Raw genomic sequence first — 23,112 nt, forward strand, 5'->3', positions numbered from 1 at the left:
ACCGCCGTATACGGAACCGTATGTACGGTGGTGTGAGAGGGGCGGAAAGTTACTTAACTTTCCCCTCTACTCGATTGCAGGAAGTAAATCTAGCTTTATGACGTGTAGGAAGAGAGTTACGGCGAGTAACCTTCATAATAATCAAATAGGCATAAAGAGGGAAGCCTGCTTCATGCCTAAGAAATAGATTATTTTTTAGTGACAGCTTCAAGTGCAACTTCCATCATGTCACTAAATGTTGTTTGGCGTTCTTCAGAAGTAGTTTCTTCACCAGTTAAGATATGATCACTTACTGTAAGGACGGAAAGTGCTCTTCTGCCAAATTTAGCAGCAAGGGTGTAAAGAGCAGCCGATTCCATCTCAACAGCTAAAATGCCGTATTTCGCCCACTTCTCTAACTCTGCATTGTCATTATAAAACATATCTGCAGTGAAGACATTCCCTACTTTTAAATTTAACCCTTTTTCAAGACCGGCATCATACGCTTGTTTAAGTAAATCAAAATTAGCAGTAGGTGCGAAGTCTACTCCACCAAATGTTAAACGATTCATTTGCGAATCGGTCGAAGCGCTCATTGCTAAAATGACATCCCTTACTTTAACATCCTTTTGAATCGCTCCACAAGTTCCAACACGAACTAAGTTTTGAACATTGTATTCTTGCATTAGTTCATTAATGTATATAGAAATGGAAGGAACACCCATTCCTGTTCCTTGAACCGAGATACGCTCACCTTTATATGTACCGGTAAATCCTAACATGCCTCTTACTTCATTATAGCAAACAGCATCTTCTAAAAATGTTTCAGCTATATATTTCGCTCGTAGTGGATCCCCTGGAAGGAGAATCGTTTCTGCTATTTCACCTTGTTTTGCTCCGATATGTACGCTCATTTATATGCCTCCTATGACCTCTGGAAGGTAGGTTAGTTTCCTCATTACTATAACATAAACAAGCTCCATCTCAAATTTTAAAGTTGATGGAAGCACTTCATTTATGTTGGGAACAAGAAGGAGGTGTCTCAAAAGGTCTGTTATTGACCTTTTGAGACACCCCCTAAGACGAATGGAGCCATCGCCACCTCTGTTTAGGACTTTTGGGATTAGCCTCACAAAAAATCCTGCAACTGTACACCTATTTTAGGCTTAGCTAGCTTTAACAAATATCTTCTTCTGTCTTCTTAGAAGAAATGGAAGTGAAGTGCCCAGTAATTGTATTTACTGTAAAAGCTTCTATTATCACACGTTTTGGAATGAGAGGGTGATTCTCTAATAAGGTAACACTTGATTTTAATACGTCGTCGACGTCTCCATCAGGTCCTTTCAGCCAAGTAAGAACATCTTTATTTATAATACGGCTATACTCAAGGGTATCTATGAGTTCTTGATCAATTCCATCATTTTCAAACTTGTTAAGTAAAATTTGTTGATTAAACGTAGGACTTGCCTGTTCTTCGGGAGCAATCAGGTAAATTTGATCAATCCCTTTCTCATAGATAGCTAATATAATATTCCGTACCAAACAACCATAAGGCTGTGTTACAGAAGCGTTAGTGCTTGAAAGTACGAGCAATTGGTTTGATTCAATGTTAAGCCACTGTGGAAGTCGTTGAGTGAAATCATGTTCACAATCAGCAATAACGAGTACTTTGTTGGCTGTAATTGGCTGATTCAGTCGTTTTAACATTTGAATTCCTCCTTAAAATTAGATAAACCATTGAGCTAGTTGGTAATATAGTGGAATTCCAATGATCAGATTAAACGGAAACGTAATACCAAGTGCAAGGCCTAAATAGACGGATGGATTAGCATCAGGTACAGAAGTACGTAAGGCTGCAGGTGCGGCAATATAAGATGCACTCCCAGCAAGAACTCCCATTAAAGTCATTCCACCAAGAGAAAGTCCGATGACATTTCCTACTAGAACCCCTAAGATTCCACCTATGACCGGCATGATAATCCCAAAAAGAAATAGCTGTATACCATGCTTACGTACTTCGGGCAATCGTGCACCAGCAGTTAATCCCATGCTTAGGAGAAATAAAATAAGTACACTGCCATATAGATCAATAAACAATGGCTGGACTGTTGGAAGTGCCTGCTCCCCAGCAATGAGACCAATGATAAGGGCACCGAGTAATAGCAAAATACTTTTTCCAAATAAAGCTTCTTTTAATACTTCTTTATCTATCCAAGCTGTTGCAGGTGATGCAAAAGCAACAGTTTTTGGTGAATAGGTCTGTGCTTCTGATTTCTTTTGTTCCATCACTTTCAAGAGAATTAATGACACGATAATAGCTGGACTTTCCATTAAGACAACCATGGCATTCATGAATCCTTCATATGTCGTCCCGATTTGATCAAGGAAGGAAATGGCAGCTCCATATGTGACAATACTTACTGAGCCATATGTCGCAGCAAGAGCAATGGCATTCTTTTTATCAATTTTGATTGTTTTCAATAGAAGTAACGTCACAATAGGCAAAGTAGAACCTAGGAATAATGTGCCAATTACAGGAGAGATGACCTCTTCTAATGAATATTTGGATAACTCAATCCCTCCTTTTAACCCAATCGCAACAAGTAAAAATATGCTAAGTGTTTCACTGAGTGCACTTGGGAACTTTAAGTCAGACTTAACGAGAGCGGCGAATAAGCCTAGGACAAAGAACAAAACAACAGGTGACAATATGTTTTGAATCATAATTTCATACATCGTTTGAATCCTCCTTTATGACTATTTAAATATAAAAAAACCGCCGATTAGGAAGTCAGTTTCATCCGATGTAGACGCTACTGATTTCATAATTGGCGGTTTATCTTTAACGAGCCATTAACGCTTTTTAAAGATCTCCCTTTTTCATTTAAGTTAAAGTTTTCTCTAAGTCGGTTGCTAATTTAAAAACCATTAATCGTTCGCCTGTTTTTGTACTAATATCTGTATGAAGCGTAATGACTTCAATCCCTACAATTTCTTGGATTAGCTCACCTAATGCATCACGACCAGACTCTACAAGTTCACAGCGGACTTTTTTGATCGATATTCGGCCTTCATCTTTTTGACAAAGTGCATATTCAGCAGGGGTTAACACCCCTTTAAGTGTCACGATAATCATGTCACGTAGGATATCGGTTTTTACAGAAACGGATCCTCGTCCTAAGAAATCCTTTTCCCATTGGGTTAGGGATTTTGAGATTGACGCTTCTAATGATCCTTTTGTTCGTATCATTTAAGATACCTCCTAAAATGTGTAGACGAGAATGATACAAAAAAGGCATATTTCTTCAAGTGATAGGAAGAAATACGCCGATTTACCATAAATGTTTAAGTTAGAAGTTGTTTCAACTTTTTCATCTTATCGATTTACATCAATAAGACGCTAAAGAGAACAAGACTTCTTCACTTCTCCATTTGATCTCTCGGAATCTAATGTTACTTAAATAATAGCTTGATATTAATAAGGTGTCAATGCTTTTTTCTTAGAAAGGCAGATTTTTCAGAATGTTATGAGGAAAGATTGACATAATTTCTTTTTGTGAAATATTTTTTTCAAAAAACAATTGTCTAAATAGTAAATATTCATTATAATGATGAACAATGAGTTAAAACCAACTTGTTTTCTTGGTTTTTCCTGCTAAAGAAACTGAATGAATGGATAGGGGGAATCCAACGGTGAAGCAAATTAAAGTACAAGCCTCTCCTAGTTACTATGCTTGTGAAATAGGAGTATACGACCGCTTACCATCTCTCATGGTTGGGGGAAAAGTAGGGAGAGCTTTGTTGGTTCATGGACAAAGATCACTTGAAGCTGCTAAAAGTTTCTTACCTTCTTTTGATCAGATAGATGTTTATTTCGAACAATACGTTGGTGAATGTTCACTGATGGAAATTGAACGTTTAACAAAGCTTGGAAACGAAAAAGGCTGTGATGTCATTATCGGGTTAGGCGGCGGAAAAGTGATGGACTTAGCCAAAGCCGTTGCAAATGAGATGAATGTGCCAGTCGTTTTGCTTCCGACGCTTGCCTCACAGTGTGCAGCATGGACACCGTTAAGTGTGATCTATTCCGATGCAGGAGATTATTTAAAATATACTACTTTTTTGAAGAATCCGTGGGTTGTCCTCATTGAGCCAACGATTATTGCTTCCTCGCCTCTCTCGTACCTACGTGCGGGAATAGGAGATACATTGGCGAAATGGTACGAAGCTAAGTCCTTAACAAAAGAATTAGATAATATGCGAGTACCTGTGAAATTATCACTTCTAACAGCAAATCTTTGCCAAGAGCTGATCCTTAAGGAGAGCGAACAAGCTTTGGTTGCTCTAACGCAAAAAGAAGTAACATCATCCTTGTTAACTATTATTGAAACGAATATAATGGCAGGTGGTCTTGTTGGCGGATTGGGCGATGAGTTTGGTAGAATAGCTGCGGCGCATTCTATTCATAATGCTTTAACACAATTTGAAGAAACTCATCATTTTCTTCATGGTGAAAAAGTAGCTTATGGTATACTTGTTCAACTTGCACTTGAAGGTGAGCTGGAGGAGATAGAAAAGTTGCTTCCTTTCTATCAAAAAGTTGGCTTGCCAGTTTCCTTAAAGGAATTAGGCTTAAAACAAAATGGTGAAGTCTTTGAAGCAATAGCAAAAAAAGCATTGCTTCCAAATGAATCGATTCATTTTATGAGTCAGTCATTCACAACAACTCAGGTTGTTCACGGAATTCAAACCGTTGAAACATATAAAAAATAAATAGATAAAAAAAGGGTAGGAGAGAGAAAAATGAAAAAAGTATTAATTTCTACGTTAACAGCTTTATCGATGATCGGTCTTGCAGCTTGCGGTGGCGGTGGAGACACTGGTACTGGTGAATTAGCTGAAGATCAGCTAAAAGTAGGGGTAACTGCTGGTCCTCACGAACAAATTATGGAAAAAGTAATTGAATTAGCAGCTGAAGAAGGTCTTGAGATTGATATGACCGTTTTTACAGAGTATGTAATGCCAAATGTAGCGCTTGATGAAGGTGAATTGGATCTGAACAGCTTTCAACATAAGCCATATTTAGATAACTTTAAGGAAGAGCGTAACCTTGATTTAATTGATGTTGCCACAACAGTTAACTTCCCAATGGGAATCTACTCTATTGCAGTAACTGATGTAGCAGAATTGCAAGAAGGAGATAAAGTTGGATTACCGAATGACCCAACAAATGGAGCTCGTGCGTTAATCTTATTTGAACAAGCTGGTCTACTTACACTTGACCCTGATGCTGGAGTTACTGCAACAGTAAATGATATTACAGATAACCCACATAATTTAGAGTTTATTGAGCTTGAAGCATCACAAATCCCAAGACAATTAGATGAGTTAGCTGCAGCTGCTATTAATACAAACTTTGCAATTGAGCACGGGTATGTACCGACAGAAGATTCTATCTTTATTGAGCCTAGTGATTCACCTTGGGTGAACGTACTTGCCGTTCGTACAGAAAATGAAAATGATGCTGTGATTCAAAAATTTATTGAAATTTACCAATCTGAAGAAGTGAAACAATTTATTGAGGAAGAATTTGCCGGTTCAGTTGTAGCTTCATGGTAAGGTAATATGAGAGTGGGTGACAATTGTCACCCTCTTTTTCTATTAAGGAGTTGACGAATATGATCGAATTAAAGCGTGTGTCAAAAACATTTGCGTCAAAGAAAACAACGGTTAAGGCACTAGATGACGTTTCTATTCATGTGAAAAAAGGTGAAATATATGGAGTAATTGGATATAGTGGTGCTGGTAAGAGTACACTCATTCGGTGTGTGAATATGCTTGAAAAGCCGAGTGAGGGAGAAATCGTCGTTAATGGGGTGTCAATGACTAATTTATCGACAAATAAACTTCGTGAAGCAAGACAAAACATTGGGATGATCTTTCAAGGATTTAACCTTTTAAAAACAGCTACTGTCTATGATAATATTGCGATTCCATTAAAGTTAACAGGGATACCTAAAGCTGAAATTGATGAAAGAGTAAATAGATACTTAGCTGTAGTTGGCCTAGAGGCGAAAGCTGATTCTTATCCTAGTCAGTTATCTGGTGGTCAGAAGCAACGTGTCGCAATTGCACGAGCTTTGTCTCATGAACCAGATGTATTGTTAAGTGACGAAGCAACAAGCGCTCTAGACCCAGAAACGACTGAATCAATTTTATCTTTACTATTAAAGATTAATAAAGAATTTGGAATTACAATTTTGTTAATTACTCACGAAATGCATGTCGTTCAAAAAATTTGTGATCGAGTAGCTGTAATGGAGAATGGAAAAGTTATTGAAGAAGGAAAGGTCATTGATATCTTTTCTAAATCGACTACAGACACAACGAAGAAATTCATTAATAGTCTGTTTCCAGAAGATATTCCAGCTGAAGTTATTAATTCATTTAGTGAACAAGGTCCTGTCATTCGTTTGTCCTTTGTTGGGCAATCAACTGGTAAACCAGCTCTTGCTGAAGTATCTAAGAAGTTTGAAGTGTACACAAATATTTTATCTGGAAACATCGTTCAATTGAAAAATGAGCCTTATGGCCGAATGGTCATTCACCTACAAGGAACAAAAGAACAAACAGAGGCGGCCATTACGTATTTAGAAGCAGAGGGTGTACATGTAGAAAGGGTGAATTTGTAGCATGTTTCAAGTAACTGAATTTTTAGATCGTTGGGGAGACCCGATTTGGAAAGCGACCATTGAAACATTTCAGATGGTATCCATCTCTTTATTAATATCAATTATCATTGCTTTGCCTTTAGGAACACTACTTGTATTAACAAGACCAAATAAAAGTTTAGAAAATAAATATGTTTATCAAGTGTTAAATATTGTAATCAATATTACACGCTCAATTCCATTCATTATCTTACTGTTCTTTATTTTACCTTTTACAAAATTTCTTGTTGGAACGTCAATGGGTGTTAAAGGGGTAATTGTGCCACTAGTTGTTTACACTGCTCCTTACATTGCAAGATTAATGGAATCCGCTCTACTTGAAGTCGATAAAGGGGTACTAGAAGCTTATGAAGCAATGGGAATCAAGACAAGACATATCATTTGGCATGTTATGGTACGAGAAGCGCGTCCTTCTCTTATTTTAGGTCTGACCATTGCAACAATCGGGTTGATTGGTGCAACTGCAATGGCAGGGCTAGTTGGTGCTGGTGGTCTAGGAGACTTAGCATATCGTTTCGGTCATTTACGTTATGAACCAGAAGTTATGTACGCAACAGTCATTATCCTAATTATTCTTGTACAAGGTATTCAATCAATAGGAAACCGCGTTGCAGCTAGATTGAAGAAAGATTAAGAGAGGAAGGGGGCAATTATGTCACAAACTATCGGGTTTAGATCTCCCGAGGAGTGGGAGCAAGTTGCAAAAAACAGTTTAGATAAAGGTGCCTTTGAATACATTCAAAGTGGCGCTGGTGTGGAAGAAACCCTTCAGGCAAATATTGAAGGATTTAGGAGATTGAAAATTGTTCCTCGTGTTCTACGTGACGTGTCAAAAGTTGACGTGACAAAAACCATTTTGGGAACTTCTGCTCCGGTACCATTTGCTCTAGCTCAGTAGGATTTCAAACGATCGTCCATCAAGAAGGGGAGCTAGCTGCAGCAAAAGCCGCTGCTGCCCACCAACTTCTTTTTCTTCTTTTGAAGGGATCTTCGCCTTCTCTATAAAGACAGAATCTGTTAAATAATTTCCTAGACCTTGCCCATTTCTTAATGGAAAGTATTGATTTTCTTTGTCCTGCTCTACAACAGATAAAATTGATAAAAGTATAAATACAAAAAAAGAGTGCCTTTTTATTAATCAATTAATGATGTGTTGTAAGAGTCATGGTTGAATAGTAAACAGGCACTTTTTTTGTGGAAATATGAAAATATTATAATTGTCTAGATTGGTAGTATAATAATATTTCTAGGGAATAATAAAAAGAGAGTCGAGCCTCACCGAAGTACGGAAAGAAGCTATTTATTGAGGGGGGCGCGTAGCGAACGGAGCCATTGCCTCCTCAGTTCCGGACTTTTGGGACAGCCCCCTCTTTTTAGTTTGAAATCCACCTCTTAACATGCTTTTATTCAGGACGTTCAAAAGCTTCTGAAGCAAGTGAGACTAGCGTTCGATCATCCATTGGCGGATTATGTAGCCCAGCACGAACATCGCGATAGTAGCGCTGGATCGGATTTTCTTTAAATAAACTTTGAGCGCCAACTACTCGCATTGCTCGGTCGACAATGTTTACCGCACTGTTAACAACATGATATTTTACCGAACTTAATTCAGATTGCATCGCGAGGCGTTCATTTTGAGAACTTGTATCCCATTTTTTTGCTACACCATAAAGGAAATAACGCGCCTGAATTAAATCCGCCTCATTTTCTCCTATTTTGACTTGAACGTTGGGGAGATCTTTTATAGACGTTGATAAGCTATTTGGAGAATAGTTCTTTGCGAATTCAACAGCAAAGTTTTGAGCAGCTTGGGCTATCCCTAAATAACAAGCCGGAATATGTAAGAGCCAGCCAGCTGGACTTTTTTTTCCAGGATGAATGATTTCGAGAAAATGATCTGCTGGTATACGAACATTTTTTAAATAGAGATCGTGACTAGCTGTTCCTCTCATGGCAATGGAATTCCATGTTTCTTCAATTTTTACTCCTGGGGCTGTACGATGAATTAAAAAATTTCCTACCTGACCGTCTTCCATCGTTGCTGAAACGACAAAATAATCAAGCGCTGGTGCCATAGATGTAAAGCTCTTTCTACCGTTAATAACCCAGCTATCTTTTTCGTTTTTGGCAGTGGTCGTAGGCTTTCCACCGCGAGTAGGACTGCCTGTTTCAGGCTCTGAAGCTGCGGCATTTAATAACTTACCTTCATGTAACACCTCATAAAGGACGCGATCTAGAATATTTTCAGGCCATGATCTATTTTCAATAATCTGAGTAATGATTCCCATATGCCAGCCAATTGATAAGGAAGTTGAACCGTCATATGTAGCAATCACTTCTTGTAAAGAAAGCCAGTCAGTTAATGGGAGACCTGCTCCTCCAAATTCTTTTGGAATCGTTAGGGTCGTATAGCCAATTTCTTTAAGTTCTTGAATGTTTTCCATTGGAAATGTATTTTCTTCATCATGTTTTTGTGCACGAGACAAAAAGGCTTGAGCAGTTTGATGAACGATAAGCTTTCTCTCTTCGTTTGTATTTACTGTTTGTAGTTTCATAAATCCTCCTCCGTTCACTCGGTTTTTACCAGTTTATCACAAAGGAGGGGAGATTAAGAATGAATTGCACGCAATGGAAATTGTCCAAAAAATAAGAGTCAAGTACAAAAGATCAATCTTTGCGATGTTAAGGCCTGATAAATACAGACGTACCTATTGGAACGGTGTGAGCTAATTCTTCAACATCGTGATTAAACATTCGAATACAGCCCCGTGAGACATAATGTCCAATTGATTGAGGATCGTTTGTACCATGAATTCCATAGTGTTTCTTTGACAAACTCATCCACATTGTACCAAAAGGTCCTCCTGGGTTTGGTGCTTTATTAATGATAATAAAATCCCCGACGGGTGTTTCGTGAAGAACTCGACCTACACCAACAGGGTAAACCTTTTGAATCTGATCTTGAACCATTAAGGTCAACGTTCGATTGGTAAGTGAGACATGGATAGAGAAGGGGATCGTTAGGGGAGAGGGAAGGCCTGGTATATTTAGCCTTTGCCCAACAAGAATAAGATCTGGATTTATCCCGGGATTGGCTGCAACTAACTCTTGGAAAGGAATTCGATAGTCTTCTGAAATTGAAAACAATGTCTCGCCTGCTTGAACGGTATGAATCATGCACATCCTCCTTTTTACTTTGTATCAACCTATGTAAACTTTCAGTGAATAGAACGTTATAGAAAAGATTACAGAAATAAGGTGATCATTGTATCTCTTTCTATTCATATGGTTTAATAAAGGTAACATGGAAAGGAAAGGGAGGTTATATTATGAGACCATTGCAAATTTCAGCAGAAACTGCACAGAAGCTTTCAGAGTCATTAAATGTGCCCATTGAACAAATTATGCATATGCCTCAGCACATTTTGTTAGCGAAACTTGCTGAGTTACAAGAAAGCGAGAAGAAGGATAAATAACCCAAATTTTAAAAAACAGCTTGTATGAACATTGCACATTTAAAATTGAAACAAGCTTATTGAAGGGCACTGAAAAAGGTTGATTTTAACCTTTTCGTGCCCTTCCTAGTTGAATTCCCTTTTTGAATGGAAAAAGCGATAAGAAAAGATGAGTCCAATGAGGTAGAGAACGAGAGCAAAGTATGCTGGTAGCAAGTGAATGAAGGTTGTATAACCAATTGCAAAATGAACAGAGATTCCACTAAAAAATGCCGGGAATCCTCCAATCAATAACATCCACCAAACCCAGCGGCTACCTTGATGATACCCCCATAATGCAACCATTAATACAAGAAGACCAACACTTAAGAGTGCACTGCCAAAACCGGCTCGATCATGAGCAATGACAGGGATGAGTCTTTCATTAAACGATTGTAGCATATCAGCTGGCATACATAGGTATTGTAAATCTGTTTGAACAAATACACTCGTAATCCCAATATAGGAAATGATGATACCACCGATGACGAAAGAAAAGCCGAGTATGACAAAACAAAATTGCCCGTATAAACTATTTTTCCAATGGTGATCGTTGTCTCGATTCGAAGACGAGGGTGTTCCTCTTAGTTTATTTGTTTGATGATAGCCGATGCAATAAAATGGCAGCAACACGAGCCAAAATAGCATGTGAAGCCAATCAAAATATCCGTAGCCAATAAAGAGAAAAATACCTAAAAATCCAATAATAGCGGCAATGTCCGTTGCCTGTTTCGCCCAAAGCATTCCATTACGAATACCATATCTAGCTAAAAACATATAAATGGTCCCGCCGGAAATCATTGTTCCCGCAAGTGTCATTCGATCGTGAGCCATAAAAAATAGGATGCGTTCGTTGAAATAATAAATCGATTCACGAGGCATGCCTAAGAAATACTCATCATAGGGAAGGATAATTGTCGTCATACTAAGAATTAGAGCAAGTAACCCTCCAACCATAATAAATAACCCAAAAAGCCAATACCACCCCCAGCCTTGATAAGATACAGGAGCTACGTTAATCTCATCAAGCTGCGCCTCTTTAATTCTCTTTGGCAGTCCCGGACCAGCAAAGACGTAACCGTGAGATAAAAGAAGCATGTCCGAACCCGCATGTAATAGCTTTAATGCATCCCTAGGTTGTAAAATCCCTCCAACAGTGATGATTGGCAATGAAAAGTGATGTTCTCGCAAAAATTTTAACGTTTTTACGTGTGAAGAAAGAGTTTCCTCATTTTCTTGCTGATTTCCCTCTTCTAGAACCAGACCTGAAAAATTTTCTACAATCTCATGCAACGGTAGGTCTTCAACTTGATTTTCTCCGATAGCAAGTAAGGTTGGTTTGCTCGTAGCATGAGATAGTGATAGTGAATGAATGTCAGTGTCGATTAGAGAGTGATTTGTCATATCAATAATAAAACCATCAGTAAATGGCGCTAAGCGCTTAGTGATTTCTTCTAAATGCTGATCGTTTTCAGTTAACCGAATAAAAATAGGCTTATTTACATTGTACTTTCTTAATTTCGTTATAGCTTGCTCTACACTTAACGTTGGAGTGGATTCACTGAAATCAATTCGTTGTTCTAAATGGTGAATGATTAGATTCTTTTGACTTGGGATAGACTTTTTGCCTACTGGGCCAACTTCGATAAAGCCAAAGCCTAGATTGGCAAAAGCTTGCGTTCCTGATAAGTTGGGGTCTATTTTACAGGACAGGCCGATAGAATTCTCAAGTTCTATTTGCTGAATGTTTTTCTTAAGGAGGTGGGAAGATTCTTCTCTCCCTAAAAAGTGAATCACCTGTTTCCCACCAGGCGTAGTAGCAATTCGGTTCATCGTTTTATGAATAAATTCCCGCGATATCTTTGCCGGAAGTTTTGATAATACTGGTTTAAATAAAACATGATAGGACCAATCCGGCATTCTCGATTCCTCCCATATAAACAGTATTATCATTGTAGCATCTTACTAGATAAAAGAGTGACATCTAATAAAATCAATGTAATAAAATGTTTCATATAAAAAAAGAAGTGCCCTCTTTAAGCACTTCTACACTCGATTATTTTAGTAGCCTTTTTTGTAATCAACGAGGTTGACAGAAAACGGTTGATGTCTTACATAATTGTTTAGATTTGGAATGAGAATTTCATCCATTACACGTTTATCGTAATACTCGGTTGAACCAGCTGTATGCGGAGTAATAATAACATTGTCATGATCCCAAAGCTTCGATTCTTCAGAAAGAGGCTCCTGTTCAAATACATCTAAGCCAGCCCCGGCAATCTCTTCGTTCTCAAGGGCAGCTAGTAAATCAGCTTCAACAACAATTTCCCCACGGCCAATATTAATCAAAAATGCGCTCCGCTTCATCAATCTAAATTGCTCAGCAGCAAATAGATGTTGCGTGTCTGTTGTAAGTGGTAGTGTGATGACGACATAGTCGCATCTAGGCAGAATGTCGTTTAACTGACTTGATGTATAAATTTCATCTACATTAGGGGATGGCTGTCCTGAATGTCGAATGCCAATGACATGCATGCCGAAAGCTTTGGCAATCTTTGCTGTTTCTTGACCAATCGCACCTACCCCAATAATACCAATTGTTTTCCTATGAATTTCAAGCTTCATATGCTCATGGTGCCATGTTTTAGATTGTTGATTTTTTACATAGGTATGTATTTTTCTCGTTAGGCTAAGCATTAATGCAAATATCGTTTCTGAAATAGGATAAGCATGAACGCCGTTTGCGCTGGTGATGTGAACTCCTCTCAATTGTAATTCAGAAAGAGGAAGGTGATTTACACCAGCAGACCAAGTTTGGATCCACTTAAGGGGTGTTTGGTCTTCTTGGAAAAGGAGGTCCTCCATTTCGGCTTTCCACCCTGCTATGATTTCAGCATCTTTAATATGTCCTCCCCAAACCGAACGATCTCTTCCAATAATTATTTCCCATTCAGGTAGGATTACATTTAATTGTTGTACATAAGTGTCTTCAATATTTTGTGTGATAACTAATTTTCTTTTTGTCATCTCATAACCTCCTGAAAATGTTGTTTCCCTTATATTATCAGAAGTTTACATATAAAGAGACGAATGTTCGCTAAAACATTGATGATAAATTTAATAAAAAGGGTGACAGGCTATTAATTTCTCAGAAATTCTTTGAGCCACCCTTTTTATATTTCATTAAATTAATGAATGTTTGGATCGACATAGCGCCCATAGTCAGGAATCGCTATCTTATCAAAATCTGCTGCAAGTTTATCGAGGCTTTTAGTTAGTTCTTCTCCGTACATCGGTAGGCCATGTCCGGTAATAGCAACAGTAGGCTCGAGATGTTTTAAAATACCAACTGACTCCCATGCTGCTTCCCAATCAGTCGTTAAATACCTAGGAGGACCATTCATCTCTTTTTCTTGTGCTAGTACTTTATAAAGTGAGTCTTGTTTGACAGTCACAAAGGCATCGCCGGCAATTAGCGCGTTGTCTTCAATTCTGATGAATGAGCAATGGCCAGGAGTATGACCAGGAGTGTGGATCCAACGCCAGCCAGGCATTTCTGGAATGCGGTGATCTTTAGGTAATTCCTTTAGACGGTTTCCAAGTTGTATCGGACCATTCGGGAATATGGACGACATTTTTGCAATTAGTCCGCCTTCCACGCTCGTATCTGGCTCAGGATAACTTCTTTCACCTGTTAAGTACGGAAATTCTGCTGAATGGGCATAGATTGGGACATCCCATTCCTCAGCTAATTCAACAATTGCTCCAACGTGGTCAAAATGACCGTGAGTTAAAACAATTGCGCGAGGGGGCTGTACTGAACCAAATTTTTCTGTTAAAGCATTTTGAATGTTATCTGCAGATTTTGGCATGCCCGCATCGACTAATACCCACGCATTGGCTTTCGTTGGGTCTCCTACAAAACAAACATTTACTACTTGAACAGGCAAACAATAGATTTGTGGAGCTACTTCTTGAATGACACCATCAGTAACAGATGTAATCGGAATAAATTTATTATCTTCGCTATAATGCATTTCCTGATCCACGTAAAGATCCCTCCTAAATGTTCAGTTTGACCGCTTTTAGTTTTTAACCTATTTAAAGTTTTATGTAACGGACAATAAAAAAGCTTGTAAGAAATGCTATAATGGAGAATATTTTTCTAGGAGGACGTTACAGTGTTGAAACACATCCATCATGTAGCTATCATTTGTTCAGATTATGTGACATCGAAGCATTTCTATGTGAATATTTTAGGATTGAAAATAATTAACGAAACGTATCGAAGCGAGCGAAACTCATATAAATTAGACCTTCAAATTGGAAACAGTCAAATTGAATTATTTTCATTTCCGGAGTCTCCGGAAAGACCGAGTTATCCTGAGGCAAGGGGATTACGGCACCTTGCTTTTAAAGTAGATGATGTCCAAGAGTATAAAAAATGGTTAGAGGAGCAGGGGATAGAAGTAGAGTCAATTCGAATCGATGAAACAACCGGAAAGAAATTTACCTTTTTTTCTGATCCAGATGGATTGCCTCTAGAGCTCTATGAAGCCAATAGCAATCAATAAGTAAACTTTTCCAACAATAAAGTTGCATAAGCTGATACGTTTCTCACACAATAGTTACTGAAAACGAACAAAGCGAGGTGAACTAAAAATGGCAAGCAACAACAGTAGTAACCAACTATTAGTACCTGGGGTTGAACAAGCTCTAGATCAAATGAAGTATGAAATCGCTTCTGAATTTGGTGTACAACTAGGTGCAGATGCAACTGCACGTGCGAACGGTTCTGTTGGCGGCGAGATCACCAAGCGTCTAGTTCAACAAGCTGAGCAACAACTTGGCGGTTCACAGTTTTAATTAAAACTTTACCCTAGCCCACAAATGTTATCATTTTGAAACCCCGTCATCATGACGGGGTTCTTTTCACCTTACTGTCTGAAGCCAATCAAAGGACTTATTAAAAAGTTCATTTTCCCATTTCGTATTGGAGAATGTATGATCAGCCTCATTGATAAAGCTATATCCGAACTTTTGATGCTCTGTTTCAGGAAGGGCTTGTATATAGCTTTCTGCATGTTGGCAAGGAATATCTTCATCGCTTGTTCCATGAACAACAAAAACGGATCCAGGAAACGATTGTATCGTTTTTAGGGGCTGATGATTTTTTAAATCATTAAAAAAAGACTTGCTTAATAAGAACCCTTTATAATCGGAATAACCTTGTATTTGAGCAGTATGTTCCGCTTCTTTCCCTGTAATCGAAGTAATATCAGTATAAGGATTGGCAACAGGTGACCATAGAATAATGTCTTTGATAAGTGGAAATTGATAGGCAGTTAGTGCAGTAAGTGCCCCGCCAAGACTATGTCCAATAATAATGATGTTATTAGGATCTACTTCTATCATTTGTGATACGTAATGAATAGCGGATTTCAATTCATCAATTTGCTTGGAAACCGTGACATCTTTATAATCTCCTTCACTTTCCCCGCAACCACTAAAGTCAAATCGAAAGCAAACAAAGCCTTTATTAGAGAAGTAATTAGCTGCTTTCACGAACATTCGATGTTCTCCGACTTTGCTTCCGATAAACCCATGAACAAAGATAATAGCCGGAGAAGGTTGTTGTTGATGATCTGGTTTATGAAGAACAGCCGATAATGTATTTGAATGGAAACGAATTGCTTTAGTCGTCATTTCTGGCACCTCTTTAAAGTCTTATAATTAGTAAGTATAAAGGAAGAGGGGGCTGATCTCAATTAAAATATACTAAAAAGATCGGATTTCTATGTATTATTTCATAAAAAAAAGTTTGCCTCAAAAAAATTGAGACAAACCGGTAACTACCTAATCTTCAAATTGAACTTCTCCATCTATCGTATACGTGATATCGTTATAACTTGCTTCTAGTGATTTACTTGTATAGTCCATTTTATCCTTTGGCAAAAAGTAATTAGACGACTGACCGGTGAGTAACAATACATCTTTAAAGACATAGTAAGACTGAAGCCTGTTTGGATCAGCTATAACTGTTTCGTCTAACTGAATAGTAAAATGGCTGTCATTTTTACAAATTGTTACCTCGATGTGTTCGACGCATTCATTCTCCTCTAGCATGTTGAAATGAGAGTGGAGAGGATATGCATTATAGAGAGCATGTAAAGCCTTTTCAACATGTTCTTTATGTTCTGTTTCGACTTGCTGTTCGAGGGTCGAAAATTCATCCAGCTTCTCGGCACTTGGCAAAAATTCAGTACGGAAAAAACGGTCAAAGTAACTTTCTTCTGTGTAGAAAAGCAACATTTCTGTTTCGAGTGTCGAATAAGTCCGATCCCATGTAAATAGCCACGATGAATCCTCTACTTCTGACTCTGGGATGTCTGCAGCTGCCTCGGTGTATGTATGATAAGCGTTTTTTATATCATCAAGAGAACGAACAAATGGATCGGGAAGTAACGAGACATATATATAGATGTATATGATCCCGATTAAGAGAACAGACACATATTTAAGACGATTTTCCTTTTTGCTAATGAAAAACAAACCGATATAGGCAATTACTGATAACAGCAAGCTAACAAGAAACATAGGGTATGAAAGATAGGCTTCAAAGAACATGCCTAGCCCTCCAAGAGTAAGCATTGCTAAAAAAATAGCAAACTTCCACAATTTTTTGGTAATCGTCACATACCAGAAAATGAGTAAGGCAATTATGATAAAACCAATTTGTAAGTAATGTAAGATAATGAATCAGTCCTTTAATGTAATGTTATAGCCTCTTAATGGAAGAGCCGTTTTCTATTATAAATGTATCTCCATCATATTCCCATGATAAAAACTCTAAGCTATATCTTTATTAGACCATAAGGTACATAGTAATCATCTTCGCCATTATGTATAAAAAATTATTCTGATAATAAAGCAGAGGAGCTTATCTAAAAAGTAATCATTTACTAAATCTATTCCTTTTTTGGGGGTTTCTCTTATCCTCTCATACGCTTTAGTAGTTCACTGGTTTTCAGAAAGTGTCAAGAAAACTTCCAGAAGTTGTATAAATACAACGAGATTGGGAAAAATGGGGGGTAGCCAACTTGGGTGGGGTTTCCTCTTTTGGAAATGGTAAATTACGCCTGAGGACGACTATGAATATGAGATGGAGGTCGGATGGAGATGAGGAAAGTTCTATCCAGTATTTTAAGCGTATGCCTTGTTTTAAGTTTGATAGTACCTATGGCAAGCGCTGCAGAAAAACAAGCAAAGTTAGCGGAGAATGCCTCTTCAGCGATTGTCATTGAACGTGATACGGGAGAAGTTATTTTTGACAAAAATAGTCATGAGAAGCTTCCTCCTGCAAGTATGACGAAAATAATGACGATGCTCTTAATTATGGAAGCCATTGATAAGGAAGCGATTGCTTATGAAGATATGGTTCGTACAAGTGAGTATGCAGCTTCCATGGGAGGTTCTCAAATCTTCTTAGAACCTGGCGAGGAAATGAGTGTAGAAGATATGCTAAAGGCAATTGCCGTCGCTTCTGCAAACGATGCATCCGTTGCAATGGCTGAACATTTAGCTGGAACCGAAGAAGAATTTGTTGCCATGATGAATGACAAAGCGAAAGAGTTAGGACTTGAGAATACAAATTTCATTAATACAAATGGTCTTCCGGCAGAAAATCATTATACAACTGCTTATGATTTAGCGATGATTTCAAAAGAACTCCTAAAGTATGATGAGATAACGAAATTCACAGGCATTTATGAAGATTATTTACGGGCTGATTCAGAAGAAGATAAATTCTGGCTTGTTAATACAAATAAATTAGTTAAGTTCTATCCTGGTGTAGATGGATTAAAAACAGGATATACGAGAGAAGCCATGTATTGTTTAACGGCAACCGCTGAGAAAAATGGGATGCGAGTCATTACGGTTATTATGGGTGCACCATCTCCGAAAGAACGAAATGCTCAAATTACGTCGATGCTTGATTATGCATTTAGTCAGTTTCAAGCACATAAGCTTTATGATCGTGAGCACGTATTAGCTGATGTTGAAGTAAGCAAAGGGGATAAAGACCAAATACCTGTCGTTACGTCTGAATCTGTTTCAATCCTAACGAAAAAAGGAGTGAAAATAGACGATGTGACAGAACGTCTAGAAATTGAGGCTAATTTACGTGCACCTGTCAAAAAAGGAGACGAAGTTGGAAAGCTCTTCATTGAGAAAGAAGGGGATATATTAAGTGAAACGCCTTTAGTTGCGGGCGATGATGTTCTTGAAGCCTCTTGGTGGAAATTGTTTAAACGAACGCTAGCGAAATTTGGAGCAGCATAACTTGTTTTGACAACTTTTTACGAATACAGACTAGTTTTGTCACCTTGCAGGAAGCGCAAAGGGAAAAGGCGAAATTCTCTCTAGCAAAGACCTATAGTGAACTGTAAAAGAACATTCACTATGATAACTCATACTTGTGAGCGAACTAGAGGGAGTGATTGAAATGAGTTTACAAATTGATTTAGAACAAAAAGGTAGTGTGTTACTCGTAAGGTTGCAGGGCGAACTTGACCACCATACGGCAGAGGAATTACGAGGTCAAGTTGAACAAGTACTCGCTGATGGTCAGGTAAAGCATATTGTCTTAAACTTAGAGTTATTATCGTTCATGGATAGTTCTGGTTTAGGTGTTATTTTAGGTAGATATAAACAAGTAAAAGCAAATAGTGGGGAAATGGTTGTTTGTGCAATCTCTCCATCTGTGAAACGCTTGTTTGAAATGTCAGGATTGTTTAAAATTATCCGCTTAGAAGACAGTGAACAATTTGCTTTACAAACTTTGGGGGTGGCTTAAGCGATGCAAAATGTAATGGATTTAAAGTTTTCAGCCCAGAGCCAAAACGAGTCGTTTGCACGTGTGACAGTGGGAGCGTTTATTGCTCAGCTAGATCCTACTATGGATGAGATGACGGAGATTAAGACGGTTGTATCTGAAGCTGTCACAAACGCGATCATTCATGGATATCATAATCAGCCGGACGGAATGGTCTATATTCATTGTACGCTTAACAATGGAACGATAGAACTCACAATTCGTGATGAGGGGATGGGCATTCAAGATATTGAGGAAGCGCGCCAGCCTCTCTTTACAACAAAGCCAGAGCTTGAACGTTCAGGCATGGGCTTTACAATCATGGAAAATTTCATGGATGAACTGCAAGTGGTATCTGAACCGATGATTGGTACAACTGTCTTTGTAAAAAAAACACTTACAAATAGCAAAGCTATGTGTAATTAAGGAGTTTTGCCTATGGATGTCGAGGTAAAACAACAAAAGAAGAAACAGGCACATTTTTCTGATTCCGAAGTAAAGGCGCTCATTGCTAGGAGTCAGGAAGGGGACCAAGATGCTAGGGATTTAATTGTTAATCGTAACACGAGACTTGTTTGGTCTGTTGTTCAACGTTTTATGAATCGGGGCTATGAAGCTGATGATTTGTTTCAAATTGGCTGCATAGGGCTCATCAAATCAGTTGATAAATTTGATTTGTCCTATGACGTAAAATTCTCAACCTACGCTGTTCCTATGATCATTGGTGAAATTCAACGTTTCCTTCGTGATGATGGAACTGTTAAAGTAAGTCGTTCCATTAAAGAGTTAGGAAATAAAATCCGCAAAATGAAGGATGAAATGACGAAATCATTAGGACGAACACCGACAGTGAACGAAATTGCTGAGGCATTAGAAATTACACCAGAAGAAGTTGTGTTTGCAGGGGAGGCGAGCAGATCCCTTTCTTCTATTCATGAAACTGTCTATGAAAATGATGGAGATCCAATTACGTTGTTAGACCAAATAGCTGATCAAACGGAGACAAAATGGTTTGATAAGATTGCATTAAAAGAGGCCATTCGTGACCTTGATGAGAGGGAGCGGCTGATCGTTTATCTTCGTTATTACAAAGATCAAACACAATCAGAAGTGGCAACAAGGTTAGGAATATCCCAAGTTCAAGTATCAAGGCTTGAGAAGAAAATTCTTGAGCAAATGAAGCTTGAAATGGGAGATATGTAGATAGAAAGAGTACTTATAGGGCACAAAAAGGTAAAAATCTTTTCTGTGCCCTTTTTTTGTATTGCATTTGTTGCCTTTAAGTGATGATGTGCAGTTTATTTTAATTGTTAAAATATAGCCTGTATTTCCAAGTGAAAAAAATTTATACATATATGAATCCTCTCTACGAAAACCTACGTCTAATGAATGAATACGAGTTGTAGTTACTCCTCATACTACGAAAAGTATATTTTAGAAGAAAAGTAGGTGCAAGTTTATGTGTGGCTTTGTAGCCTGTATTTTTAATGAACCTCAAAAAAGTGTTTATAAACTTAAAGAAATGAACAAAATGATTCCTCATCGTGGTCCGGACCAGGAAGGGTATATGAATGGAGACCATGTTCAATTAGGATTTAGCCGCTTAAGTATTATTGATTTAGAAGGTGGCTATCAGCCTCTTTCCTATATGAATGGGCGATATTGGATCGTTTTTAATGGAGAGATTTATAATTATGTTGAATTAAGACAAGATCTTTTAGCTAAAGGCAAGCACTTTGAAACGGATTCGGATACAGAAGTGATTCTTGCTCTATATAGTGAAGTAGGGGAACAAGTTATACAGTATTTACGAGGAATGTTTGCTTTTGTTATATGGGATAGTCATGAAAAGAAGGCGTTTGCTGCGCGTGATCATTTTGGAATCAAACCTTTCTTCTATAAAGAAGGTAAAGACAGTTTCATCTGTGCTTCTGAAAAGAAAAGCTTAGAAATTGACGAAAATTCAGAAGTTAATTCACAGGCTCTTCATCATTATTTGTCCTTTCAGTATGTGCCTGAACCATACTCACTTACTAAAGATATTTTTAAGCTAGAACCTGGACATTATCTTGTTAAGAAAATAGGGCAGGAAGCAATTATAAAATCATATTTTAAACCGATGTTTAGCCCCGTTAATAAAACGGAGGAAGACTGGGTATCGCAAATTAGAGAGAAGATGTATGAGTCTGTCGAAAAACATATGCGTAGTGATGTAACAGTTGGATCATTCCTTTCAGGAGGAATTGATTCCACAATCATCGCTTCCATTGCTAAAGATATTAAACCGGATCTAGAAACATATTCGGTTGGGTTCAGCCAAGATGGCTATAGTGAATTAGATGTGGCAAAAGAAAGTGCAGAAAAGCTTAATATTAAAAATTATAGCAAAGTGATTACAGCGCAAGAGTATTGGCAGGAGTTACCTAAGATCATGTGGCACATGGATGATCCCTTAGCTGATCCGGCTTGTGTTCCACTTTACTTTGTTGCCAAGGAAGCAAGTGAAAGGGTGAAAGTCGTCCTTTCTGGTGAAGGAGCAGACGAACTTTTCGGTGGGTATAATATTTATCGAGAACCGCAAAGTCTAGCTTGTTTTCAGTACGTTCCAACAGTACTAAAGAAAAAGCTGCGGAAACTAGCAGCAATTTTGCCAGAAGGTATGAAAGGTAAGAGTTTTCTTGAACGTGGGACAACCCCACTGGAAGAACGATATATTGGCAATGCAAAGATGTTCACAGAATTAGAAAAGGAAAAGCTCCTTATTTCTTACAATGCGGGGTTTTCAAATGAATTAATAACGAAAAAAATCTATGAACATTCTAGTCAGCAGCATTCTGTCAATCGCATGCAGCATTTAGATCTATACACTTGGTTACGTGGAGATATATTAGTAAAAGCTGATAAAATGACAATGGCTCATTCGCTCGAATTACGCGTGCCATTTTTGGATAAAGAGGTGTTTGAGCTAGCCTCTCACATTCCCGTTGAGTGGAAAACGACAAATGGGACAACAAAATATATTTTACGGAAAGCTTTTGAAGGAATTGTACCAGACCATGTATTTATGCGTAAGAAGCTAGGCTTTCCAGTACCTCTTCGTCATTGGTTAAAAAACGAATGGTATGACTATGCCAAGAAGTTAATTTCAGACAGTGAGACAGATGCTTACCTAGATAAAACGTATGTTCATCATCTCCTTGAAGAACATTGCTTAGATAAAGCAGATCGCAGTCGGAAAATTTGGACTGTCTTATCCTTTATGATTTGGCATCAAGTCTATATAGAACAGAAATATGATTACACAAGTTGGTTAAAAGAGCGAAATATGGAAGATAAAATGGTGAAGGTCAGTATTTAAATGTATGGACCGAACAAGGAACATAATGTTCCTTGTTCGGTTTTTTTATTCCATTTCTTAAAAAAGGACCCATTGCTAGAATGATATGTCGATGCAATAGTCATACTAACGTTACAGCAACCATCTATATTATTTATACCTCACTAAGATTACTGATTTTTTCGTGTGGTAAGTAAGGGAAAGGTTGTAATTAGGAGGCGGGATAGGAAAATGGCAGTCGATGAGCAACAAAAGAAATTGTATCAAAAAAATATAAAGCTTTATCAACCAAAGAGTCATGTTATAAAAAATGGCTTAAAAGCTTTTTTAATAGGTGGCTTAATTTGTACGATTGGACAAGGAATTAGCCGAATATATATGACTTTTTTGCCTATTACACAAGAAGAAGCAATGAGTCCGACTTTGGCAACGTTGATTTTATTGGCCGCTTTAGCAACAGGGTTCGGAATTTACGACAAGCTTGGTCAGTTTGCTGGGGCTGGTTCGTTGGTTCCTGTGACTGGATTTTCGAATGCAATGACGAGTGCTGCTCTAGAGCATAAAAGTGAAGGATTAGTGTTTGGGATTGGTGCGAATATGTTCAAATTAACTGGAGCCGTAATTGCATTTGGTGTGCTTTCTGCTTATTTAGTAGGGCTAACTAGGATGCTTGTTGAAATGTTGATTAATTCGTAA

General features: G+C 38.0%; 25 protein-coding genes. 14 read left to right on the plus strand and 11 right to left on the minus strand.

Features of this window, described 5'->3' with window-relative positions; translation table 11 throughout:
- Positions 1 to 188 precede the first annotated feature (188 nt).
- From deoD to SAY88_RS03660, 4 genes are all read right to left on the minus strand, one after another.
- Positions 189 to 893: a purine-nucleoside phosphorylase gene (deoD, locus tag SAY88_RS03645; RefSeq protein ID WP_332629388.1), complete on the minus strand. Its 705-nt coding sequence runs from the start codon at positions 891 to 893 to the stop codon at positions 189 to 191.
- Positions 894 to 1,155: 262 nt separating this feature from the next.
- Entirely contained in the window at positions 1,156 to 1,686 is a 531-nt protein-coding gene (locus tag SAY88_RS03650) for a carbonic anhydrase (RefSeq protein WP_332629390.1), read from the minus strand.
- A gap of 18 nt (positions 1,687 to 1,704) precedes the next feature.
- A complete protein-coding gene (locus SAY88_RS03655; RefSeq protein ID WP_332629391.1) occupies positions 1,705 to 2,715 on the minus strand; it encodes a sodium-dependent bicarbonate transport family permease in 1,011 nt (336 codons plus the stop codon).
- A gap of 148 nt (positions 2,716 to 2,863) precedes the next feature.
- Positions 2,864 to 3,229 carry a Na-translocating system protein MpsC family protein gene (locus tag SAY88_RS03660; RefSeq protein WP_332629392.1) on the minus strand — a complete coding sequence of 122 codons (366 nt, stop codon included), beginning with the start codon at positions 3,227 to 3,229 and terminating at the stop codon, positions 2,864 to 2,866.
- Between the two features lie 443 nt (positions 3,230 to 3,672).
- On the opposite strand from SAY88_RS03660, the gene SAY88_RS03665 reads away from it, so the two are divergent.
- The 5 genes from SAY88_RS03665 to SAY88_RS03685 are packed head-to-tail and all read left to right on the plus strand — an operon-like array spanning position 3,673 to position 7,608.
- The gene (locus tag SAY88_RS03665) at positions 3,673 to 4,752 is read left to right on the plus strand and encodes an iron-containing alcohol dehydrogenase family protein (protein WP_332629393.1); all 1,080 of its coding nucleotides are present in this window, start codon (positions 3,673 to 3,675) and stop codon (positions 4,750 to 4,752) included.
- Positions 4,753 to 4,782: 30 nt separating this feature from the next.
- Positions 4,783 to 5,598, plus strand: coding sequence for a MetQ/NlpA family ABC transporter substrate-binding protein (locus SAY88_RS03670; RefSeq protein WP_332629395.1), 816 nt, complete (start codon positions 4,783 to 4,785; stop codon positions 5,596 to 5,598).
- Positions 5,599 to 5,657: 59 nt separating this feature from the next.
- Positions 5,658 to 6,671 (plus strand): methionine ABC transporter ATP-binding protein, encoded by a 1,014-nt coding sequence (locus tag SAY88_RS03675; protein WP_332629397.1) that lies wholly within the window; start codon positions 5,658 to 5,660, stop codon positions 6,669 to 6,671.
- A gap of 1 nt (position 6,672) precedes the next feature.
- Positions 6,673 to 7,344 (plus strand): methionine ABC transporter permease, encoded by a 672-nt coding sequence (locus tag SAY88_RS03680; protein WP_332629399.1) that lies wholly within the window; start codon positions 6,673 to 6,675, stop codon positions 7,342 to 7,344.
- 18 nt (positions 7,345 to 7,362) lie between these two features.
- Positions 7,363 to 7,608 (plus strand): alpha-hydroxy-acid oxidizing protein, encoded by a 246-nt coding sequence (locus SAY88_RS03685; RefSeq protein WP_332629400.1) that lies wholly within the window; start codon positions 7,363 to 7,365, stop codon positions 7,606 to 7,608.
- 505 nt (positions 7,609 to 8,113) lie between these two features.
- Here SAY88_RS03685 and SAY88_RS03690 read toward each other — a convergent pair.
- Positions 8,114 to 9,265: an acyl-CoA dehydrogenase family protein gene (locus SAY88_RS03690; protein ID WP_332629401.1), complete on the minus strand. Its 1,152-nt coding sequence runs from the start codon at positions 9,263 to 9,265 to the stop codon at positions 8,114 to 8,116.
- Between the two features lie 127 nt (positions 9,266 to 9,392).
- Complete coding sequence (locus SAY88_RS03695; protein ID WP_332629403.1) at positions 9,393 to 9,887, minus strand: L,D-transpeptidase family protein; 495 nt, start codon at positions 9,885 to 9,887, stop codon at positions 9,393 to 9,395.
- 152 nt (positions 9,888 to 10,039) lie between these two features.
- Here SAY88_RS03695 and SAY88_RS03700 point away from each other — a divergent pair, with 152 nt between their 5' ends.
- Entirely contained in the window at positions 10,040 to 10,186 is a 147-nt protein-coding gene (locus SAY88_RS03700; protein WP_070808098.1) for a YycC family protein, read from the plus strand.
- Positions 10,187 to 10,291: 105 nt separating this feature from the next.
- Here SAY88_RS03700 and SAY88_RS03705 read toward each other — a convergent pair whose 3' ends face one another.
- From SAY88_RS03705 to SAY88_RS03715, 3 genes are all read right to left on the minus strand, one after another.
- The gene (locus SAY88_RS03705) at positions 10,292 to 12,124 is read right to left on the minus strand and encodes a dihydroorotate dehydrogenase (RefSeq protein WP_332629405.1); all 1,833 of its coding nucleotides are present in this window, start codon (positions 12,122 to 12,124) and stop codon (positions 10,292 to 10,294) included.
- Positions 12,125 to 12,265: 141 nt separating this feature from the next.
- Positions 12,266 to 13,231 (minus strand): D-2-hydroxyacid dehydrogenase, encoded by a 966-nt coding sequence (locus SAY88_RS03710; protein WP_332629406.1) that lies wholly within the window; start codon positions 13,229 to 13,231, stop codon positions 12,266 to 12,268.
- Between the two features lie 161 nt (positions 13,232 to 13,392).
- A complete protein-coding gene (locus SAY88_RS03715) occupies positions 13,393 to 14,253 on the minus strand; it encodes an MBL fold metallo-hydrolase (RefSeq protein ID WP_332629407.1) in 861 nt (286 codons plus the stop codon).
- A 132-nt stretch (positions 14,254 to 14,385) separates the two neighbouring features.
- On the opposite strand from SAY88_RS03715, the gene gloA2 reads away from it, so the two are divergent.
- A complete protein-coding gene (gloA2, locus tag SAY88_RS03720) occupies positions 14,386 to 14,778 on the plus strand; it encodes an SMU1112c/YaeR family gloxylase I-like metalloprotein (protein ID WP_332629408.1) in 393 nt (130 codons plus the stop codon).
- A gap of 88 nt (positions 14,779 to 14,866) precedes the next feature.
- On the plus strand, positions 14,867 to 15,070 hold the full coding sequence (locus SAY88_RS03725; RefSeq protein ID WP_034628840.1) for an alpha/beta-type small acid-soluble spore protein: 204 nt from the start codon (positions 14,867 to 14,869) through the stop codon (positions 15,068 to 15,070).
- A gap of 66 nt (positions 15,071 to 15,136) precedes the next feature.
- Here the strand turns inward: SAY88_RS03725 and SAY88_RS03730 are convergent, their stop codons facing one another.
- A complete protein-coding gene (locus SAY88_RS03730) occupies positions 15,137 to 15,910 on the minus strand; it encodes an alpha/beta hydrolase family protein (protein WP_332629410.1) in 774 nt (257 codons plus the stop codon).
- Between the two features lie 150 nt (positions 15,911 to 16,060).
- Positions 16,061 to 16,831: a hypothetical protein gene (locus tag SAY88_RS03735; RefSeq protein WP_332629412.1), complete on the minus strand. Its 771-nt coding sequence runs from the start codon at positions 16,829 to 16,831 to the stop codon at positions 16,061 to 16,063.
- Between the two features lie 552 nt (positions 16,832 to 17,383).
- Between SAY88_RS03735 and SAY88_RS03740 the strand changes: the two genes are divergently transcribed.
- The 6 genes from SAY88_RS03740 to spoVAC all read left to right on the plus strand — a co-directional run bounded on the left by SAY88_RS03740 (position 17,384) and on the right by spoVAC (position 23,112).
- Positions 17,384 to 18,547 carry a D-alanyl-D-alanine carboxypeptidase family protein gene (locus SAY88_RS03740; protein WP_332629413.1) on the plus strand — a complete coding sequence of 388 codons (1,164 nt, stop codon included), beginning with the start codon at positions 17,384 to 17,386 and terminating at the stop codon, positions 18,545 to 18,547.
- A gap of 163 nt (positions 18,548 to 18,710) precedes the next feature.
- Entirely contained in the window at positions 18,711 to 19,061 is a 351-nt protein-coding gene (gene spoIIAA, locus SAY88_RS03745; protein WP_250097112.1) for an anti-sigma F factor antagonist, read from the plus strand.
- 3 nt (positions 19,062 to 19,064) lie between these two features.
- Positions 19,065 to 19,505 (plus strand): anti-sigma F factor, encoded by a 441-nt coding sequence (gene spoIIAB, locus SAY88_RS03750; protein ID WP_250097113.1) that lies wholly within the window; start codon positions 19,065 to 19,067, stop codon positions 19,503 to 19,505.
- A gap of 12 nt (positions 19,506 to 19,517) precedes the next feature.
- Positions 19,518 to 20,282 (plus strand): RNA polymerase sporulation sigma factor SigF, encoded by a 765-nt coding sequence (gene sigF / locus SAY88_RS03755; RefSeq protein ID WP_332629415.1) that lies wholly within the window; start codon positions 19,518 to 19,520, stop codon positions 20,280 to 20,282.
- A 256-nt stretch (positions 20,283 to 20,538) separates the two neighbouring features.
- Complete coding sequence (gene asnB / locus SAY88_RS03760; protein ID WP_332629416.1) at positions 20,539 to 22,437, plus strand: asparagine synthase (glutamine-hydrolyzing); 1,899 nt, start codon at positions 20,539 to 20,541, stop codon at positions 22,435 to 22,437.
- A gap of 210 nt (positions 22,438 to 22,647) precedes the next feature.
- Positions 22,648 to 23,112, plus strand: a complete 465-nt coding sequence (gene spoVAC / locus SAY88_RS03765; protein ID WP_332629417.1) for a stage V sporulation protein AC — start codon at positions 22,648 to 22,650, stop codon at positions 23,110 to 23,112.

The sequence above is a fragment of the Halalkalibacter flavus genome (assembly GCF_036663575.1).
GTDB classification, from domain to species: domain Bacteria; phylum Bacillota; class Bacilli; order Bacillales; family Bacillaceae_D; genus Halalkalibacter; species Halalkalibacter flavus.

Coding starts and splice junctions, on each gene's coding strand:
- asnB (WP_332629416.1), top strand. CDS start 20,539: ATGTGTGGCTTTGTAGCCTGTATTTTTAATGAACCTCAAAAAAGTGTT.
- SAY88_RS03680 (WP_332629399.1), top strand. CDS start 6,673: ATGTTTCAAGTAACTGAATTTTTAGATCGTTGGGGAGACCCGATTTGG.
- SAY88_RS03705 (WP_332629405.1), bottom strand. CDS start 12,124: ATGCCGGATTGGTCCTATCATGTTTTATTTAAACCAGTATTATCAAAA.
- spoVAC (WP_332629417.1), top strand. CDS start 22,648: ATGGCAGTCGATGAGCAACAAAAGAAATTGTATCAAAAAAATATAAAG.
- SAY88_RS03700 (WP_070808098.1), top strand. CDS start 10,040: ATGAGACCATTGCAAATTTCAGCAGAAACTGCACAGAAGCTTTCAGAG.
- SAY88_RS03675 (WP_332629397.1), top strand. CDS start 5,658: ATGATCGAATTAAAGCGTGTGTCAAAAACATTTGCGTCAAAGAAAACA.
- SAY88_RS03690 (WP_332629401.1), bottom strand. CDS start 9,265: ATGAAACTACAAACAGTAAATACAAACGAAGAGAGAAAGCTTATCGTT.
- SAY88_RS03655 (WP_332629391.1), bottom strand. CDS start 2,715: ATGTATGAAATTATGATTCAAAACATATTGTCACCTGTTGTTTTGTTC.
- SAY88_RS03730 (WP_332629410.1), bottom strand. CDS start 15,910: ATGACGACTAAAGCAATTCGTTTCCATTCAAATACATTATCGGCTGTT.
- spoIIAA (WP_250097112.1), top strand. CDS start 18,711: ATGAGTTTACAAATTGATTTAGAACAAAAAGGTAGTGTGTTACTCGTA.
- SAY88_RS03650 (WP_332629390.1), bottom strand. CDS start 1,686: ATGTTAAAACGACTGAATCAGCCAATTACAGCCAACAAAGTACTCGTT.
- deoD (WP_332629388.1), bottom strand. CDS start 893: ATGAGCGTACATATCGGAGCAAAACAAGGTGAAATAGCAGAAACGATT.
- SAY88_RS03735 (WP_332629412.1), bottom strand. CDS start 16,831: ATGTTCTTTGAAGCCTATCTTTCATACCCTATGTTTCTTGTTAGCTTG.
- SAY88_RS03695 (WP_332629403.1), bottom strand. CDS start 9,887: ATGATTCATACCGTTCAAGCAGGCGAGACATTGTTTTCAATTTCAGAA.
- SAY88_RS03685 (WP_332629400.1), top strand. CDS start 7,363: ATGTCACAAACTATCGGGTTTAGATCTCCCGAGGAGTGGGAGCAAGTT.
- SAY88_RS03740 (WP_332629413.1), top strand. CDS start 17,384: ATGAGGAAAGTTCTATCCAGTATTTTAAGCGTATGCCTTGTTTTAAGT.
- SAY88_RS03660 (WP_332629392.1), bottom strand. CDS start 3,229: ATGATACGAACAAAAGGATCATTAGAAGCGTCAATCTCAAAATCCCTA.
- spoIIAB (WP_250097113.1), top strand. CDS start 19,065: ATGCAAAATGTAATGGATTTAAAGTTTTCAGCCCAGAGCCAAAACGAG.
- SAY88_RS03670 (WP_332629395.1), top strand. CDS start 4,783: ATGAAAAAAGTATTAATTTCTACGTTAACAGCTTTATCGATGATCGGT.
- SAY88_RS03725 (WP_034628840.1), top strand. CDS start 14,867: ATGGCAAGCAACAACAGTAGTAACCAACTATTAGTACCTGGGGTTGAA.
- SAY88_RS03710 (WP_332629406.1), bottom strand. CDS start 13,231: ATGACAAAAAGAAAATTAGTTATCACACAAAATATTGAAGACACTTAT.
- sigF (WP_332629415.1), top strand. CDS start 19,518: ATGGATGTCGAGGTAAAACAACAAAAGAAGAAACAGGCACATTTTTCT.